The sequence below is a fragment of the Cytobacillus sp. C11.1 genome, assembly GCF_058145115.1.
This window is the reverse complement of sequence record NZ_CM176935.1, coordinates 2,842,449-2,860,727: the sequence shown is the minus strand read 5'-3', so window position 1 is coordinate 2,860,727 and position 18,279 is coordinate 2,842,449. Positions and strand designations below refer to the sequence as shown.

General features: G+C 40.8%; 18 protein-coding genes. 5 read left to right on the top strand and 13 right to left on the bottom strand.

Annotated features, from left to right (window positions below; translation table 11 throughout):
• Positions 1-20 precede the first annotated feature (20 nt).
• Positions 21-1,265, bottom strand: a complete 1,245-nt coding sequence (locus AC3ZVC_RS14255; RefSeq protein ID WP_490063886.1) for a helix-turn-helix domain-containing protein — start codon at positions 1,263-1,265, stop codon at positions 21-23.
• 149 nt (positions 1,266-1,414) lie between these two features.
• Complete coding sequence (locus tag AC3ZVC_RS14250; RefSeq protein ID WP_490063885.1) at positions 1,415-2,095, bottom strand: response regulator; 681 nt, start codon at positions 2,093-2,095, stop codon at positions 1,415-1,417.
• 297 nt (positions 2,096-2,392) lie between these two features.
• Between AC3ZVC_RS14250 and AC3ZVC_RS14245 the strand changes: the two genes are divergently transcribed.
• Positions 2,393-4,438 (top strand): molybdopterin-containing oxidoreductase family protein, encoded by a 2,046-nt coding sequence (locus AC3ZVC_RS14245; RefSeq protein WP_490063884.1) that lies wholly within the window; start codon positions 2,393-2,395, stop codon positions 4,436-4,438.
• Between the two features lie 161 nt (positions 4,439-4,599).
• Positions 4,600-5,376, top strand: coding sequence for a manganese catalase family protein (locus AC3ZVC_RS14240; RefSeq protein WP_490063883.1), 777 nt, complete (start codon positions 4,600-4,602; stop codon positions 5,374-5,376).
• 88 nt (positions 5,377-5,464) lie between these two features.
• Here AC3ZVC_RS14240 and AC3ZVC_RS14235 read toward each other — a convergent pair whose 3' ends face one another.
• The 9 genes from AC3ZVC_RS14235 to AC3ZVC_RS14195 all read right to left on the bottom strand — a co-directional run bounded on the left by AC3ZVC_RS14235 (position 5,465) and on the right by AC3ZVC_RS14195 (position 13,438).
• Positions 5,465-5,797: an IDEAL domain-containing protein gene (locus AC3ZVC_RS14235; RefSeq protein ID WP_490063882.1), complete on the bottom strand. Its 333-nt coding sequence runs from the start codon at positions 5,795-5,797 to the stop codon at positions 5,465-5,467.
• Between the two features lie 158 nt (positions 5,798-5,955).
• On the bottom strand, positions 5,956-6,369 hold the full coding sequence (locus tag AC3ZVC_RS14230) for an Rrf2 family transcriptional regulator (RefSeq protein ID WP_214724271.1): 414 nt from the start codon (positions 6,367-6,369) through the stop codon (positions 5,956-5,958).
• 273 nt (positions 6,370-6,642) lie between these two features.
• A complete protein-coding gene (locus tag AC3ZVC_RS14225; RefSeq protein WP_490063881.1) occupies positions 6,643-7,284 on the bottom strand; it encodes a malonate decarboxylase holo-ACP synthase in 642 nt (213 codons plus the stop codon).
• Positions 7,278-8,969 carry a biotin-independent malonate decarboxylase subunit beta gene (locus tag AC3ZVC_RS14220; protein ID WP_490063880.1) on the bottom strand — a complete coding sequence of 564 codons (1,692 nt, stop codon included), beginning with the start codon at positions 8,967-8,969 and terminating at the stop codon, positions 7,278-7,280. The genes AC3ZVC_RS14225 and AC3ZVC_RS14220 overlap by 7 nt, the downstream gene beginning before the upstream one ends.
• Positions 8,947-9,258: a malonate decarboxylase subunit delta gene (locus tag AC3ZVC_RS14215; protein ID WP_490063879.1), complete on the bottom strand. Its 312-nt coding sequence runs from the start codon at positions 9,256-9,258 to the stop codon at positions 8,947-8,949. The genes AC3ZVC_RS14220 and AC3ZVC_RS14215 overlap by 23 nt, the downstream gene beginning before the upstream one ends.
• Before the next feature lie 18 nt (positions 9,259-9,276).
• A complete protein-coding gene (locus AC3ZVC_RS14210; protein WP_490063878.1) occupies positions 9,277-10,146 on the bottom strand; it encodes a triphosphoribosyl-dephospho-CoA synthase in 870 nt (289 codons plus the stop codon).
• A 22-nt stretch (positions 10,147-10,168) separates the two neighbouring features.
• On the bottom strand, positions 10,169-11,815 hold the full coding sequence (gene mdcA, locus AC3ZVC_RS14205) for a malonate decarboxylase subunit alpha (protein ID WP_490063877.1): 1,647 nt from the start codon (positions 11,813-11,815) through the stop codon (positions 10,169-10,171).
• Between the two features lie 34 nt (positions 11,816-11,849).
• Positions 11,850-12,776 (bottom strand): malonate decarboxylase subunit epsilon, encoded by a 927-nt coding sequence (mdcH, locus tag AC3ZVC_RS14200; protein ID WP_490063876.1) that lies wholly within the window; start codon positions 12,774-12,776, stop codon positions 11,850-11,852.
• Between the two features lie 14 nt (positions 12,777-12,790).
• Entirely contained in the window at positions 12,791-13,438 is a 648-nt protein-coding gene (locus AC3ZVC_RS14195) for a GntR family transcriptional regulator (protein ID WP_490063875.1), read from the bottom strand.
• A 292-nt stretch (positions 13,439-13,730) separates the two neighbouring features.
• On the opposite strand from AC3ZVC_RS14195, the gene madL reads away from it, so the two are divergent.
• Entirely contained in the window at positions 13,731-14,144 is a 414-nt protein-coding gene (gene madL, locus AC3ZVC_RS14190; RefSeq protein WP_490063874.1) for a malonate transporter subunit MadL, read from the top strand.
• Positions 14,125-14,889 carry a malonate transporter subunit MadM gene (madM, locus tag AC3ZVC_RS14185; protein WP_490063873.1) on the top strand — a complete coding sequence of 255 codons (765 nt, stop codon included), beginning with the start codon at positions 14,125-14,127 and terminating at the stop codon, positions 14,887-14,889. The genes madL and madM overlap by 20 nt, the downstream gene beginning before the upstream one ends.
• Before the next feature lie 117 nt (positions 14,890-15,006).
• Here madM and AC3ZVC_RS14180 read toward each other — a convergent pair whose 3' ends face one another.
• Together AC3ZVC_RS14180 and AC3ZVC_RS14175 are read right to left on the bottom strand one after the other, a co-directional pair.
• Positions 15,007-15,414 (bottom strand): NUDIX hydrolase, encoded by a 408-nt coding sequence (locus AC3ZVC_RS14180; RefSeq protein WP_490063872.1) that lies wholly within the window; start codon positions 15,412-15,414, stop codon positions 15,007-15,009.
• Positions 15,415-15,630: 216 nt separating this feature from the next.
• Positions 15,631-16,164: a P-loop NTPase family protein gene (locus tag AC3ZVC_RS14175; RefSeq protein WP_490063871.1), complete on the bottom strand. Its 534-nt coding sequence runs from the start codon at positions 16,162-16,164 to the stop codon at positions 15,631-15,633.
• Between the two features lie 487 nt (positions 16,165-16,651).
• On the opposite strand from AC3ZVC_RS14175, the gene AC3ZVC_RS14170 reads away from it, so the two are divergent.
• Positions 16,652-17,671, top strand: a complete 1,020-nt coding sequence (locus AC3ZVC_RS14170; protein WP_490063870.1) for a DUF3231 family protein — start codon at positions 16,652-16,654, stop codon at positions 17,669-17,671.
• Positions 17,672-18,279 lie beyond the last annotated feature (608 nt).

Below are 18,279 nucleotides of genomic sequence, written 5' to 3'. Positions count from 1 at the left end.
CTGAGTCCCATGATGATACTTTAAGATTTCTCTAATATAATCTTTTTCATAATATGTTCGGCACACCAAAGCAACTTGTATCGTGTGCTGATTTTTTTTCGTAAAATGGCAGCCTCAAGGAGTGTAAAAATCTCGAGTACATCCAGTTTCTTTATAATAAGAGGAACCCTCGAAAAAGCTTTTACTGCGTGCTCCTCTATCGTTTGGAAAATCGTATTGGACTCATAATAAGGCAGGTATTGAAGCATTGAATTGCGAATGGTTTCCGTTTTAAATTCATTTTCAAGCGAAATTCTCTTCAATGTTTGATAAATATGAAATAAAAAAATATCATCGTCAGTAAGATTAAACCCAACATAATTTGAAAGACTATCCAGGAAAATGGCAAACGGGTGCTCTCGCTCTCCTATCTTTCTCCCGCGGAGATATCGGAGATGCTGTGACCTGTTAATCGGTCTTTCCTCACTCATAAGATAAATGGCAAAAAAGAGTATTTCTTGCAGCTGTATTTCACGAGATGGACTTTTGGCCATAAAATTCACCAAGTCTTTGGCAATTAGAAAAAACTTACTTTCCTCATAAGCTGCTAGAATGGATTTAGAAAATGAAACAAAATATCCCGTTGAAACGCGCAAATTAGAAATATAGATAATCATCTTAAGTCGCTGCAGCGCCCCGGTTCGCAATGACATGGAATATTTTGATAGCTGCTGAAGTAATGCGGTTTGAAATTCTGCAAAATTGACCGAACTAATAGCATCCTCTGTTTTAAAGGCCATCAAATCCAAATATTGCACAATAAATCGCCTAATATTTTTTTCATCACCAACTAGTTTAAACGGGCTGGCAGACAACGTTAACTCCGCCTCTTGCAGGACTTCCTGAAGCTTTTCAATATGGCGGTATGCAGTGGAACGGCTAATATGGACCTCCTGCGAAATTTGCGAAATATCCACACCATCATTTAAAAGAATCAATTTCAAAGTATGAAAATAGGAATTCTTTTCCCTTATATGCCGCAATATGCTTTCAAGCGTTCCGCTTTCAGGCTTAAACAGCCGCACCCCGAGGGTTTCATGCTTTTCAAGCTTCCAATCATCAGGTAAGATCGTTTCCAGAAATTCAAGGTCACGCCAAATGGTGCTTTTGGAAAACCCAGTTTTGTCTGCTAATTGTGCTAAACTATTCCATTTATTTTCACTAAGCAAATAAAAAATAATATCTGAATAACGTTTGTAAAACCGATTCATTTTATCACCTATCATATAAGGTTTCTTCCTTATTCTCTCTCTTTACAATAAAAAGTATCCTATATAACTGTCTCCATTTACCAAACTTTCATGCCAGCAAAAAAAGACATGCTCACAAGAACATGCCTTTATTGATGTACTCAATATAATAGCCTTAGCCGTGACTAATTTATGCTGACCCAGCCCCTTTTGATTGCCAAAAGAACTGCTTGTGTCCGGTCGGTCACTCTTATTTTTCTCAGAATGCTGCTCACATGGTTTTTAACGGTTTTATCACTAATGAAAAGAGCTTTGCTGATGCCAATATTGCTTTTGCCATCTGCAAGCAGCTGAAGGACTTCGCATTCCCGCCGGGTTAACAAGTGCAGCGGACGCTCCACTCTTGGTCCGGAAGCTGCAGCACTGCTAAGATTTGATGAGGCAAGTTTACGATATTCTTCAATAATATTCTGAGTAACCCTTGGGTCCAAATAACACTTGTCATCCGCAACAACTTCAACTGCTTCAACGAGTGCCTTTGCCCCCATATCTTTTAGCAAATAACCTGTCGCACCAAGCTGGAGGACTTTGCTCACATAGTTCTCATCGTCATGAATGGATAAAATAATGATTTTGCTATTTGATTTTTTTTCAATCAGTTTGCTGGCTGCTTTAATCCCATTCATATAAGGCATGTCGATATCCATAATAAAAACATCAGGCTTATAGGTCTTTTCTATCATAAGTGCATCCCGGCCATTATCACCTTCTGCTACTACTTCAAAATTCTCTTCAAGCTCAAGGATCCTTTTTACTCCCTCTCTGAAAAGTTTATGATCGTCTATAATAGCAATTCTAGTAGTCATTTAGCTTTGCACTCCTACTCAATTGTATTCATAACACCTATCCTTACTCCATATAGATAAGTGGGCAATTTCAAATAACCCATCCAATGGTTATATGATGATTCATGGTTAAATTGTTCCTGAATAATCCTATTTTACAAAAAAGATTCGCTTTCTTTGTTTCAAATGTGAGCTTTTCTGTTTCAACATAGAAATTCACTGGGAGTAAGTGGGAAGTGTCCATAACATTTAACTAAATTAATTAATCTGTTTTTTGTGATATTATCAGTTTAATAAGATCAGGGAGGGAGTTTTGGCATGAGCTCTTACAAGGATATTTCGAATGGTGTATTTCCTTCCGTTTGCTCACTGGATTGCCCGGATCAATGCGGGCTACTAATCCATAAAAAAGACGGAAAAATCGTAAAGATTGAAGGGGATCCCAATCATCCGGTTACAAAAGGCAATATCTGCAATAAAGTGCGGAACATGCCTGCACGGTTATATGATGAGAAGCGGCTGCAATATCCCTTAAAGCGGATTGGCAGCAAAGGCGAAGGCAATTTTGTGCGTATCAGCTGGAAAGAAGCCATAGACACTATTACTTCACGCTGGAAAGATCTAATTAAAAGAGAGGGAGCGGAAAGTATCCTGCCATACAGCTTTTATGGAAATATGGGCAGACTCAGCGCCGAAGGAATGGACCGCCGATTCTTTCATAAACTCGGCGCCTCACGATTGGACAGGACCATCTGCCAATCTGCGGGTACTGTCGGGTACAGCTATACAATGGGAGGCAGCTTTGGCATCGATCCTGAAGACACCAACCATTCACAGCTGATCATTTTCTGGGGCATCAATGCAGTCAGCACCAACATGCACCAGGTTGTGCTGGCACAAAAGGCGCGTAAAAAGGGTGCTAAGATCGTTGTGATTGATGTGCATAAAAATCAGACTGGCAGAATGGCCGATTGGTTTATTCCGATCACACCTGGTACAGATGCCGCACTTGCGCTGGGAATAATGCATATACTTTTCGCCGAAAACATGGTGGATGACCATTTTCTGCAGGAGTACACAGTCGGACACGAAGAGCTGCGCGATCATGTAGTCCAATACGATCCGGCAACAGTTTCTGGCATTACTGGAGTTCCAATTGAGGACATTTACAAGCTGGCTCGTATGTATGGAAGTACGTCTCCTTCTTTTATCCGGATTGGTAATGGGCCCCAGCATCATGATAATGGCGGAATGTGCATCCGCACCATTTCCTGCCTTCCTGCCCTAACTGGCCAGTGGGTTTTAAAAGGCGGCGGGGCCATTAAAGGAAATTCAGGTTACCTTGCTATTAACACTGCAGCCTTGCAGCGTTCTGACCTTCTGAAAAATAAAAATACGCGGATGATTAATATGAATCAGCTTGGCCAAGCCCTGCTGGAAATGGGGAAGCCGGTTAAGTCTATGTTTGTGTATGGTACGAACCCGGCAGTTGTAGCGCCGGATGGCAATAAAGTACGTAAAGGATTGCAGCGGGAAGACTTGTTTCTTGTAGTCCATGATTTATTTTTAACAGAAACGGCTAAATTCGCTGATATTGTACTGCCCGCTACTTCTTCCTATGAAAATACTGACCTTTATACTTCTTACTGGCATCATTACTTGCAAATCCAGCAGCCAGTCATGGATGCTTATGGGGAGTCTAAATCGAATGTGGAGGTCTTCCGCCTGCTTGCTGATGGGATGAACTTTGATGAATCTGTTTTTCAGGAAACGGAAGAGGAAATGATTGAACAGGCGCTTAATTTTCCTGCTAATCCTTTTATAGAAGAGATTAATATGGAATCTTTAAAGGAAAACCAATTTATAAAAGCGAATGTAAAACCGCTTTTCCCTGGCAGGCTTCCAACACCAAGCGGGAAAATAGAATTATATTCTCAGAGAATGAAAGATGATGGTTTCCCGCCTCTGCCAACTTATATTCCTTTGGAGGAAAAAGGCAGCTTCCCATTCCTATTTGTCCCGGCACCGAACCATAATTTCTTAAACTCTACTTTCTCCAACAATGAAAAGCATGTTCAGCTGGAAAAGGAGCCTCGCCTTCATATGAATGTAAAAGATGCAATAGCGGCAGGAATCAATGATGGAGATATGGTGCGAATATGGAATGTTCGTGGAGACTGTGAAATGAAAGCAGCTGTGGGTGAAAACGTCCTGCCTGGTGTGGTAGTTTCACAAGGCCTTTGGGCCGAAGCTCCTGGCACCAATCAGCTTGTCAACTCCCTGACCCCTGACCGGCTTTCTGATATGGGCGGGGGAGCTGTGTTTTTTTCCGGAAGAGTTAACGTAGAAAAAGGCAAATTGTAGAGCAAAATATATATAAGAGAATCGCATTAACCCCTGCAGATTAACTGCAGGGGAATTTTAATTTTTATCCTTTACAATTCTACTAATTTAACAAAATTTATGTTTATGTAAAAGACTAATGGGAATGATTAGTATGTAAATCTAATATTTGGAGGTTGAATATGTATATCCACAAAAAAGAGCTATTGTTTCCCGTTGATGTGAAAGAACCAAATCCTGCATATGCTGCAGCAGTACTTGAGCAATTTGGGGGAGCTAATGGAGAATTAAAGGCTTGCCTTCAATATTTTGCACAGAGCTTTAGCACTCCTGATCCAGCTATTCGTGATCTTTTGATGGATATCTCTACAGAGGAAATTTCCCATCTTGAGATGGTTGGGGCATGTATTTCACAGCTTATGGGTGGCCCGGATAAAGAACAGATGATGGATGAACTGGGCAGTGACGAGCGGAAAATGGCAGGAGAAGGAAACCTGCTTTCTGACGCAAAAGGCTATGTCAATCATATGATCCATCAAAATTCAACGGTGCAAAAAAGCACAATCCTTGATGGCCATGGCCTTGATTTTGTGGATTCATCAGGCACTCCGTTTACCGGAAATTTCATTAATAATGTCGGTGACCTTGTCGCCAACCTTCAATCAGACTTGGCAGCCGAGCTCCGCGCTAAAAAAGTTTATGAAGAACTGTATCGCCACGTAGCAGACCCTGGTGCAAGAGAAATGTTCCAATTCTTAATCGACCGAGAAGCAGCTCATGCAACCCTTTTCGAAGAAGCAATCGAACGTGCAAAAGGGATGGAAAATAAAAAGGCTGAAAACACCGGAAACCATGTGAACTTTTATCCGAACCTATCTTCCGGCGGGCAAGCTATGACTGAATTTAAGTTTGCCAAAAACTCCGAAGTGTTTGAAGGTCCTATTGCGAAGAAGAGATAAATAGAAAAAAGTCCCTCTGAAAATGTTTCAGAGGGACTTTTGTTCCTTATTGGGTCATCCTAATTTGTTACGGGTATCTATATGTCTATTATACTCCCTTAACTAGCTCCTTCATTGAATTTAATTTGTCAGAAAGCTCAATGAACCATTCTTCATCCCCTGTTGAAAGTGCCAAGTCTATTAGAAAGTGAATTTGTTCCTTGTTGGCCACTTTAGACTCAGGTAATCGCTTAACCCTCCTGCTTAACATTTGTATGGTTTTTCCAATCGTTTCTTGATTATCACTTGTCACTACTTTTACTTGTACTATACCTTTCATTATATCAAGAGTTTCAATATAACCTAGAATCAATTCACCTTTTTGTGTTTTTCCCTTGATCCAATCCCCTACTTTTAATATTGAATTATTATTAGCCTGCATTTGTTTCACCTTCTTATATTATTTTAGTTCCATTAATTTAAACTGTATTCTAAACCATACCCCAAATTAAGTGATTTACACCGATAGGTCAAACTGTAACTTTTTTTATTACATTTAAATAAGAAAAAATCATGCGGTATGGAGTCACCATTACCGCTTTATTGTTCCTGATTGATAAGGTCGATAATTTCTTTTATGGTAAAGGTCTTTAAATACTCTCCCATATGTTCTTCAGCACCTAAAAAAATGGCAAATAGAACTCTCTGCATATTCGCACCCACAATGCACTGTTCATTTGATTCCGGACATTTAGGCTGGAGTGTACCCTCAGAAGTAATTTTATAAAGATCCCAGAGATTAACTTTATCTAAGTCAAGCGCAAAAATAAATCCGCCGCCATTACCTTCTTTTGACTTAATAAATCCATGTTTTTTTAACAGACTTAACACTTTCCGAATGCGAACAGGGTGAACACCTGCACTCTCGGCTATGGCATCGCTTGTTGACATCCGATCCGGCTGCAGCGCAAGCAGGGTTAAACTATGAATGGCAAGTGTGAATTCACTGTTCATGTCCGCCTCCTAAATGATAAGCAATTATCTTACTGTAATAATAAACGTTACAGTATAGGATGTCAAGCATTGCACCGCCCAGGCGGCAATGGGCAGCTGCTATGCTCGTGAAGGAAAACAGACAAACAAGTATTAAGAACAACTTTATATTTGATAATCAAATCACTACAGTTATGCTATAAATGGTGCTTTTGGGAATATAAGTGGATGATGAGAGCGAAAGCTGCCAAAACGGCAGCTTTCAAATTTTCATAAGAAGATCTAATTCACTATTTAGATTTCACAAGCGAAATTTGAGGTAACTACATTATCCACCCAAGGATTCTCAATTAAAAGTGGACCATTTTGAGTTTTTAATAGTATTGGAAATGTATTTCTTGCATATTCCTCTAATGAAAATGCACCCTTAGGTGTTTCAACCTGTACATCTGCTCTAGCCGGGCACTTCTGTAAATCACTTAGCATTTGGACAGCTATATTTATAGGAAGTGGATTAATGGCCCGTACAATAAGATCCAAATCACTTTTAGCTGTAACAGTTTCAACTCCGCTTGCAAGTTCAAAACCCGCACTTCCCCCGGGCCCCCACACAAGCTTGTATCTATCCAGTATTTCCCCTGCTATTTCAAGTGATTCAAACACAGGTGATTGCTTATATTTCAAGAGATGCCTGCCAGTCAAATGCTCAGGCTTGATATGACCAATTACAGCATGCTCCGGTAAAAATGCTGCAAATCTTTCACCCCTGGACTTCCCCCTAATCCCTATAGCTATCTGTCCACTTGGCGCATGTGCTCTGCGGACAACACCGTAGGGTGCAACACTCAGCGATTCAATCGCCCAGTCCGGGATTGGAGAATGGCTGATGAGATTTTTTGTATCGATCTCCAATAAGTCATGCGGGTCTATTACCATTGCTCCGCCAGTTTCTTTCTAACTAAAATCGATGCTGACCGGCCACCTTCTTTCGCAAAATCTGAAGTAAGCCTTCTGCTCAAATCACGTGGACTATTTTGAATATCTTCTACCGCTGTTATTAAACTCTTATAAATTACATCCCGGTCTGCACCAGCAGGCTCATCGGCCTTAATACCCGAAATAAGTTCATAAAGTGCACCCAATTTTTCAAAGGACCGGATATCATAGGCCATTGACGGCACTTTTTTCGTGGCTTCTTCTAGTTCCTCAATGGTTCTTTGAGTTATTCTTGCTGCAGATTGCTTGGACATTACATGCACATTAACACCGTCATCATCCAAAGCGATTAACCGGCTAGCCTGCATTCCATGTGATAAAAATGCACCTGAAATAGCCTTTCCAGGAATAAATGCAATTACCGGATGCCCTGCTAATCTTGCTGATGCATAAGCATCAACCGCTGCAGCACAGGCTTGATGGATTCCCAAAAGCTCTTCACGGTACCCATAAGCCTGGCTAGGAACATCAACAATTGCTATAATTGCACGTTTTTCTTCATTGTTTCTGTCATCTTCAATAGCGTCCCGGATATGCTTGGCAATCATCCAACCCTGCTCAAGACCAAATTCCCCTGAACGTGCTCTTGGAAACCGGCTTGATTCATCGGGGACAACAGCAAGGAAACGAACAGGCTTGCCGCCGATTATTGCATCAGAACATAAGACTGAAGGAACAACTCCGATATTTTTGCTGCCGGCTGTCAAAAGATTAAACCATCTATGTCCCCTGCTTTTAATTTTAATAACACTATTATCAATAACTTTGTTGGATTCATCTGAATGATATAGATTTAATTCTGCCCACAAATCCTGCACTTTCTGAGGGGTGAGCACTTCTGATGTATTTACAGAGCATATAAAAGATAGGTATCTCTCAACCTGTGAGCTTCTCGGTTTTTCCACTGCTCCCTGCCGGATTGCAGACAATATGGCCTCTCTAAAAGAGCTGATATCATCCTCAACCTCTATATCGGCGAAACCAGCAGCCACTCTCTGTCTGCCTCCAATAGTATTCCAAATACGCTGGCGATCCGTCGAGTCAAATTCCTGTATACCAGCTTCCTGCTCGATTACCTCCGGTCCATTTAATCCAAGCCGGCCTTCCCTCGTGATGATTAAAGTACTGCACAAACCTGCATTAATTGACATCCCGCCAAAAGCTCCAATTTTCCCCGGAATTACACCAATAACGGGAACATACTCCCTTAACGCCACAATGGCTGCACCTATTTCAGCAATTGATAAGAGGCCATAATTGGCTTCCTGCAGTCTGACCCCCCCAGTATCAAAAATAAAAATGGGATATACCAGATTGCCAGATTTATTTTTTTCAAGTGCTATCTCTAAAGCTCCTGCAATCTTGGCACCGGAGACTTCTCCTATTCCGCCTCCCTGAAAATTTCCTTCAATGGAAATGACTACTGCTGGATTGCCATTTAACTCTCCCTTGCCAATCACGACTCCATCATCACTTTGAGGGACCATGCCTTGCGGCTCCAAATGCGGGGACTCAAATCCCTCAAATGGTCCTAAAAGTTCCCTGAAAGTACCCTGATCAAGCAAAACACGGGCACGTTCCCTTCCTCCGCATTCAACAAAGCTATTTTTTAGCGTATCCAGCATTTCTGCCCACCTCCAATGCTTGTGAAAGCCTTAGTGATACAACACCCGGAGTTGCTCCAAAATCATTGATTTTAACAATTGCTGAAATATCATTATTACTAAAGAACCGTTCTAATACCGTTTCCCATATTTGATTAAATCCTGTTGTTCCTGTCCGGACAGTCACATCTGCATGTCCTTGGTCGGATGGTTCCATTAATATCTCCAGGTCACCTGACCCTACAACTCCAACTTGAGCATCTGACTCCAGCATTTGAGTTGCAGGGAACTTAAAGTTTAATTTTTCCATATGGCAGCTCCCCTTCTATTAGATTAGTAAAGCTTCTTGTCTCTTAAGCTTGCTTCTTGTATTCTGATCTACAAGGTCCATAAAAATGGTGGCAGCAAGCAAATCCGCGCTTCCGCCAGGTGATACATTTTGGCCGCATAATGATTGATCCAATTGTTCCAGTAACTGCCAGCCTTTAGCCGTAGAAACTCCTCCAGCTTTTAAAATTTCCTTTGCGGACTCCTTTGTACTTTTCAAAGCTTCTGCCCCGCCTCTATGCAAAATACAGGTGTCATTTAGTTCTGCCATAAGTGCAATGAGTATGTTTAACCTGCAAAGAATCTCATTCATACATCTTTTTCTGGATTCATAAAGAATTGGCAGTCCAAAATGCCTGACGTGAGGAAAGCCTTGCTCCGCCTCACCCTTGGCACCATCTACTCCAAACCTTGCTTTAACATTGCTGCCATTTGTTTTAACTGCACTCAAATTTCGATCAGTAAAGAGAGCCAGCCTTCCTGCTTGAATTGCTACCTCCTCAATTGTGCTTTTCCCTAAGTCCATCGCTGCACTGGAGACAAGCAGGCCTAAAGCCCATATAGCTCCTTTATGAGTATTTACGCCACCAGTGGCCTTAAACATAGCCTGTTCCCCCCGCCGTCCAATGATTGCAATCTCTTCCCGGAGTTCTTGTGAAGGAATCCGGTTAAAGCTTGTTTCCGCTATTTCTCTAAATGTGGATTCAAGTGCTTTAGCAGACATAATCATCGTTTTTAGGGACATATCTGTATGCGAACCAGAACTATTCTTATCAACTAAACCTGGTTTTGGCGTAAGCTCGGCCTCTTCAATTAGTGATTGTACCGCCAACTTTCCAAGCTTAAAGCTATAAGATTGCAAGTCCTTCATTTTTTATCACTTCCGTCTCTTTTTACCAGCTTCTGAATTTAGCCGGCGGCTCATACAAACCTTCAGACCATTCCACAATCTCTTCAACATTTTTAGCAGCCAGCAGTGACCTTTTTGCATCCGTCCTTCTAATTCCGAGATCTTCCGGAAGAGCAATTAACCCTTCTCTTCTCAATTTTTCAGTCTTTTTCACATCATGTTTCAGGCCAATTGGGGTTACACCGGCAATTGCTGCGATTGCCTGTCTCCGTTCTTCCATGCTGTCCGTTTTATATAGATAAGCAATGCCCTCCTCTGTGACTATATGTGTCACATCATTTCCATAAATCATGACAGGTGCTGTTTCAAGCCCTATATCCTTTTTGGCGCCCACAGCATCCAGCGATTCAACAAAAACTGGTTTATTCCCGCTTTGGAATGTTTCAACTACCTGAACAACCAATTTTCTGCCGCGTGCAAGCGGGTTTGTGTCTGTCATCATGTCCAACCATGCTTGGGAGGAATGACGCCTTCCTCCTGGATCATGTCCCATGTTCGGTGCTCCTCCAAAGCCCGCAAGGCGTCCCCTCGTTACGGTTGAAGAATTCCCTGCTTCGTCAATCTGCAGACTTGACCCTACAAATAAATCTACAGCATATTGGCCGGCAAGCTGGCAAAGTGTCCGGTTTGAACGCAAACTGCCATCCTTGCCTGTAAAAAATACATCACGCCGGGCAGCGACGTATTTTTCCATTCCTACTTCTCCGCCAAAACAATGGACACTCTCTACCCAGCCGCTTTCAATAGCTGGGATAAGAGTCGGATGTGGATTTAAAGCCCAATTCCTGCATATTTTACCTTTTAGTCCTAAGGATTCACCGTAAGTTGGGAGAAGAAGTTCAATCGCGGCAGTATTATAGCCTATACCATGGTTAAGAGATTTAACTCCGTGTTTTTCATATATTCCCCGTATCACCATCATTGCCTGAAGAATCTGTATATCTGTAATATGCCGCGGGTCACGGGTGAACAGCGGCTCCAGCTGATAAGGCTTGTCGGCAACAACTACAAAATCAATCCAAGAACCTGGAATATCAACACGAGGCAATTCATCAGCCAATTCATTGACCTGTGCAATAACAATGCCGCTGCTAAACCCCGCTGCTTCAACAAGGGTCGGAGTTTCTTCCGTGTTTGGCCCTGTATATAAGTTTCCTGATGAATCAGCTTTATCTGCAGCCACTAAAGCCACTGAAGGAATTAAGTCGATAAATAGCCTGCCATATAGCTCTACATATGTATGAATCTCACCCATAGTCAGCTTTCCATCTTCCAGCATTTGCGCCATTCGCAGACTTTGGGGGCCAGCATAGGAAAAATCTATTTTGTTAGCAATCCCATTCTCAAATAAATCCAAGTGTTCAGGGCGAGATATACTGGACATAATCATATGCAAATCAAATAATTTTTTGGGATCCGCCTGGGCAAGGGCAGCTGATAGGAAAGACGCCTGTTTTTGATTGTTGCCTTCCAGAACAACCCGATCCCCTGGCATAATCAGCGTTTCTAAAGCCTCGACGATTTGGTGTGTGGGTATAATTCTGTTGCAGGTGATTCCCTTCATTTTCTCAATTTTTTTTTGCTTAGCTTCATGACGACTATTCCAAGATCGTTGTTTAACAGCCTGCATTATATATATCCCCTCTCTGATATCAATTTTATATTTAAGAACAAAATCTCTTTGCTAAGAATAAGCAATTTTCAAAACCGTTTTCATCCACTGAGACAGAGCGGGCGCCCGGCAGCGTTTTTTTATTTAAATTGGTTAGAACATTCCCTGAAGGCATTTCTATTAGAAGTCTTGTTCCATACTCACAAAGCAAAGAGCTGACTTCATACCAACGTACTGGATGGGAAACATTAAAAGCAAGATCCTCCCTAATTTGCTCCGAATTCCTTAATAATCTGGCTTTCCTGTTTGAGGCATAGGGAACAGCTGGAGAACGAATATTGATATGTGCCAGCTTGTCATATAAGGAATCACCAACAGAAAATAGTAAGGGACAATGTGATGGTACACTTACATTAAGAAGCTCAGCTGTCCTTGCACCACTTTGACTCGCTTGAGCGAGAACCATATTGATACCTGTTATGGAGCCAGATATAGTGATTTGGTCGGCTGCATTAATATTGGAGGAATATACTGGGTTCTCTTCTGAAAACATTGCTTCAACCATATCTTTTACCCACTTTGCATCCAAACCAGTGATGACACCCATCCCATAACCCGACGGAAAAGCCTCTTCCATTAGTTTGCCTCTATGTTTCACAATCATCAATGCATCGGCAAAATCCATCGCTCCGCAAGTAACTGCAGCACCAAAAGCACCGACTGAATGACCTGCCACAAAATCAGGCCTCACCCCTTCTGCTTCGAAAGCTTTTGATACAGCCACAGACGCAATTAGCAAAGACAATTGAACTGATACAGTAGACGTCAATGCATCCACAGTATCGAGGTTATTAATATTTTCACCCAGTACTTCACTTGCTTCTTGTAAAACTTCACCAACGACAGAATGCTCTGGTAAGCTGTGTAGCATGTTTATTTTTTGTGAACCTTGGCCAGGAAATAAGAATGCTAGTTTCATATTCTAACCTCCTACTAACCTAGCTTACTTTTCATGCTGGCAATAACGTCCTGATTATGGCGGGTCAGCAACTCTGCTGCCATTGTTATTTTTCCATCTCTTAAGAGACTGATTAACATTTCATGTTCACGTACTGACTTTTCAATGTTGCCTTGGTGTGCGAAGGAAAGACTCTGGATTCTCAACAAAGGCCAGCCAAGCCGGGAGTACATTGTCTTTATTGTTTCGCTTCTGCTCATTTCAACAAGTGTTGTATGAAAGGAGTGGTTTAATTGTGTGTACTGATGGATATCGGTAACCCCCTTCATTTCTTCTAAAAGTAGAAACATTTTTTGCAGTCCTTGTTGATCAATCCCATTTCTGTTGATTCTATCCATAGCCATTGACTCTAGCATAATACGAATTTCAAGGAGATCGTAAATTTCATTTTCCGTATAATTTTTAACTACTGCACCTTTCCTGGGAATTCTTTCAACAAGGCCTTCAATTGACAGTAAATAAATAGCCTCTCTGACTGGGGCACGGCTAGTTCCATATTCCTCCGCATAAATATGTTCAATAAGTTTTTCTCCAGGAACCAGCTCCCCCTTAATGATTTGTTCAGTAATGTGTTCAGCTATATGATTTGATAATGCATTTTGATTGATTTTATCCGTTTTCATGGCACTGTCTCCTTCACGGAAATATGATTTGGTCGACTGTCGATTATATTATAACTCTTCATTTTCGATAATTCAATATTTTGAGAAAATTATAAAAATTAATTGACTTTACCTTTTCTTTCGTTTTATTATGAGTTCTAGGAATACAGTCGACTGTAGATTTTCGAAATGCAAGCGCTTTCTTTTTTTTATTTTACCCTACCCCTTAGTCCAGACAGTTTATAAAAGTAGGATTTACTTTGCAGTTTCTGTCCCTTAGCCCTAAGCAAAAAAAATTAAAAGGAGAGATGAAATGGTCATTTATGGTGTTGCTTTATTAGCGTTTTGCTTATTATCGGGTGTGTTTGTGGGAGATCTCTTTGGAAAAGTCCTCGGGATCGACGCGAATGTCGGCGGTGTGGGAATTGCCATGCTTATGCTAATTCTTCTTGTCGAATACCTAAAGAAGAAAGATAAATTAAACAACCAGACCCAAGAAGGATTGTCCTTCTGGAGTGCCATGTATATCCCGATTGTTATTGCCATGTCAGCACAGCAAAATGTTGTAGCGGCTCTTGATGGAGGACCTTTAGCCCTTACAGCGGGTGTAGCCGCGGTTTTTATCAGCTGGGCAGTAGTTCCTCTTTTAAGCAAAGGCGGCAATGTAAATGAAACTCTCGAAAGTGATATGACTGGAGGTGGCCAGCGTGTTAGAAATATTAGGTAATGCTCTTTTAGACAATGGTCTTATCGTTGCATTTACAGTAGTAGGGATTACAATGTTTCTCTCTTATTTTCTCTCCGATAAATTGACAAAAGGCCGAATCCATGGCTCTGCGATTGCCATAGCTCTTGGTCTGGTGCTTGCCTATATTGGCGGAGTTGTTACAGGAGGGCAAAAAGGCTTATCAGACATCGGCATATTTGCTGGCATCGGTTTGATGGGTGGAGGAATGCTCCGTGACTTTGCCATTGTGGCTACCGCCTTTGGCGCCAATTTCAGTGAAATCAAAAAGGCGGGCGTAAATGGTGTTGTTTCCCTCTTTTTGGGAGTAGTCCTCTCCTTTGTGATCGGAGTAGGAATTGCCTTGGCATTTGGATACACAGACGCGGTCAGCCTAACAACCATTGGTGCCGGTACTGCAACGTACATAGTTGGCCCTGTAACAGGAACAGCCATTGGAGCTAGTTCTGAAGTGATCACCCTCAGTATCGCAGCTGGTTTGGTTAAATCCATTCTTACTATGATCGGAACTCCTTTTATTGCAAAATACATTGGTTTAAATAACCCTCGTACGGCCATGGTTTATGGGGGATTAATGGGTACAACAAGCGGAGTAGCCGGGGGATTGGCAGCAACTGACCCAAAACTTGTTCCATATGGAGCTGTTACTGCAACTTTTTACACTGGATTAGGTTGTCTGCTTGCTCCTTCTGTTCTTTTTTTAATGACAAAAGCTGTTTTCGGATAAAAGTATTTGATTTTAAAAAAGCGGCTTTTTTGCCGCTTTTTTACTTTTTACACAGTGCTTAAAATACATTGAACAGGATTTCACTATTTCTATGGTTATACTTTTGTTGTTACGATATTAAAAATCAACATAAAAAGGATGACACTCATCATTCAGGCAATACTCAATCCTTTGCCGGAAATTGTTCCATGTAACCATTTTCAAGGCATCCTCAATGGAAAAGAAACCAACTTCCAGACTCTCTGAACTGGTTGTCAATTTGCCTCCAACTGGTTTTCCCAGAAATAGAGTATTGCATATGCAGTCACTGACATTTTGGAAAACACCGCAGAATTTCATAATTTCAATTTCGATCCCTGACTCTTCCTTCGTCTCTCTGATAGCTGCATTTTTAAGAGACTCTCCCTCTTCAACCTGTCCGCCTGGCATTTCCCATCCTCTTTGCGGACCTTTGATCAGCAAAATTTCATTATTTTCATTTAAGACAATGGCAGCTGCTGACACAATATGTTTTGGCGGGTTCATTTTTATCAACCTGCTTTCATAAACATCTTATATTTTGATCGTTTTATGGGAAAAAGTTTCCCGCTGTTTGGTAGTTATGCGTCACTTTCCTTTATGAACCACTTTGGGAATTTTGTGTGCAACTTTTTCAATTTATGAACCACATTTGACTTACTTTGCATCATTTTTTAAATTTATGCATCTCTTATCGTCCTTAACAGGTTTACATACTTCCAACTAACAAGCCCTGTTTCCCTTGGCTTCCAAGCCTTTTACATAAAGTTCAATCTCCTCGATACTCTTCAACACAATGACCTTTTTTCCTGCAGCCTGAAATTTCATTAGCCGTTCTTCCATCTTTTTCTTGCGGGATTTATAAGTTGTAATGATGAATTTAATAAATGGCCAGTCCATTTTTTCCTGGCACCCCTCTGCCATGTCCGGCCGGGTTCTGCCAATGTTGGTTATCCACCTTTTCAAAACCCGATACAGGCAGATATATAAGGGAATCTCGAGGTATATAACCGTATCACACCTCTCCGCCCTAATATAAAAGGTATTGCTGTAATTGCCTTCCATGATCCACTGTTGCTTTTTGACAATTTCCCGCTGTGCTGCAGAAAATTCTTCAACCTTGCTCTCAACCCAGCCAGGCTTCCAATATAGGGAGTCCAAGTGAGTAACCTCTATTCCTAATGCTTTTCCGATTTGCCTTGCAAACGTAGACTTGCCTGCCCCTGCCGAGATCCCAATTACCATAATCCTGTTCAAAAAAATCAGCCCGCTTTCGAAAACTATTTACTCCTATAATGTAGCTCCATTGAATCTGCAATTTTGATTAGCTCATTTTGAGAATATTGCTCCTTGCCATGATTCTTTAAATATACGGTAATAGTATAATTTAATCCTCTGCTAAAACCGTTTACGAAAAATTCTGAAAAAAGGATTCATAAATACCTATTTTTATAGGTCTTTTTTGGCTGAAAGATATTTATATGCGGATAGCAGTCATTGTATGAGGATAAAAAAATTTATGTTCGCATAAGCCCTTATTTATGTGCGGATAACCTTATTTATGAGCGGATAAAAATTTTCATGTTCACTGCTCCAGGCTTTATAACGTACAGAATCATCCAAGGACACTGGTTTTAGTTTATACAGGTTCATAAAAAATACCTTTCATATAGGAATAATAACCCAACATAAGGAAAAATATATAATTTATACAACCCAACCGCTTTTTCAGGAGGCTTTAGGAATGCACCAGAACAAGACACATTTAACGGCAGCTGAAATCGCTTGCCTATGGACATCTTATATGAATGACAGCATGGCAAAATGCGTTTTAGGATTCATGCTTAAGCATCTGGAAGATAAGGAAATAAAAGGCATGGTCCAATATGCATATGATTTAGCATCCGGACATTTGAAGAAACTGGTGAAGTTCTATAAACAGGACAAACTTGCCCTTCCTGATGGTTTTTCAGACAATGACGTCAATATGAGTGCACCCTGGCTATTTTCTAATATTTTCTGTTTAACCTATGTGAACCATATGGCAAGAACGGGGCTGATTTCGTATGGCGGCTTTCTGTCCATGAGTTCACGGGAGGACATATCCGATTATTATACAAAAGGGCTATATGAAACATCGGTTCTTTATAACAAATCCAATAGGATCGCCCTAACGAAAGGATTGCTTGCGAGACATCCTTATATTGAAACATCAAAAGTAACGGAGTATATAGATAGCAAGAGTTATTTAAGCGGATTAAATCCGCTGGCGAATAAACGGCCCTTAAACGCAATTGAGATTTCCCATTTATATATGAATGTTATGACCAACGCGATGGGAGTAAATTTAAGCCTCAGTTTTGCCCAGACCTCCCCCACTAAAGAGGTTTCAGATTTTATGCTCAGAGGGGCTGAAATAGCAAATAAGCATATTAAGATTTTTACAGATATTTTGCTGCAAAATGATATTCCTACCCCTCGTTTGCCTGATGTCAGTGTGAGCAATTCAGTTACACAAACCTTCTCAGATAAGCTGGTTATGTTTCATATGAGTTTAATTAGCGCTGCTGGAACGGGAAATTATGCAACTGCGGCAGCTGCCAGTCAACGAAGCGATTTGGCCATGAATTATGAACGTTTATCTATTGAAATTGCCAAATATGCTAAAACCGGAGCCGATATCATGATCAAACATCACTGGATGGAAAAGCCTCCCGGCACGAAAGACCGAAAAAAACTGGCCAGTAATAAAAGCGGCTCTTGAGGGGTTTAGGACCGTACGATAAAAGAAAGAAGAGCTTAGTCTAACGGGTTCGGATACCTGTCACTTTTTATAAAAATACGTTTGAAAATCTGCTTATATTTGTTATACATTGTGTCCTGCAAAATGCAGGGCTTTTTGTTATGTAAGAATATTACAAAGTGCCACCTAATGTATAATGCATTTTATGGCCAAAGTACTGTTATAAAACTAAATGTTGATTTCACTGTGTTTGAAAAATAACCGGAAAAATTCCGTTTAAATTGGGAAATACCCCTATTTCCTTAAGAACAAGCGGAGTTTTTTCGCTTATATGATCCAAATCTTTGAATTTTGGCTTATTTAGAGCAGTTAACCGGAATTCCTCAGCTTATCTCTGCTTCTTAAGCTTCCTCTATATACAATAGCCGGAAATTCTCCGCCTATTAATTCTCATACCTATACGAAAATCATCAATGAATAATTACAGAGCCAAAGAGAAACTTAGTTTTGTAACTAAAAAACACAGCATTTTGCAATCCAATTTGCGAGGTAACAGAAATCTCTGTAACCTTACATTTCGAAATACAAATTGGACCACATTTTCAAGCCTATTTTTATAATTATTCGCG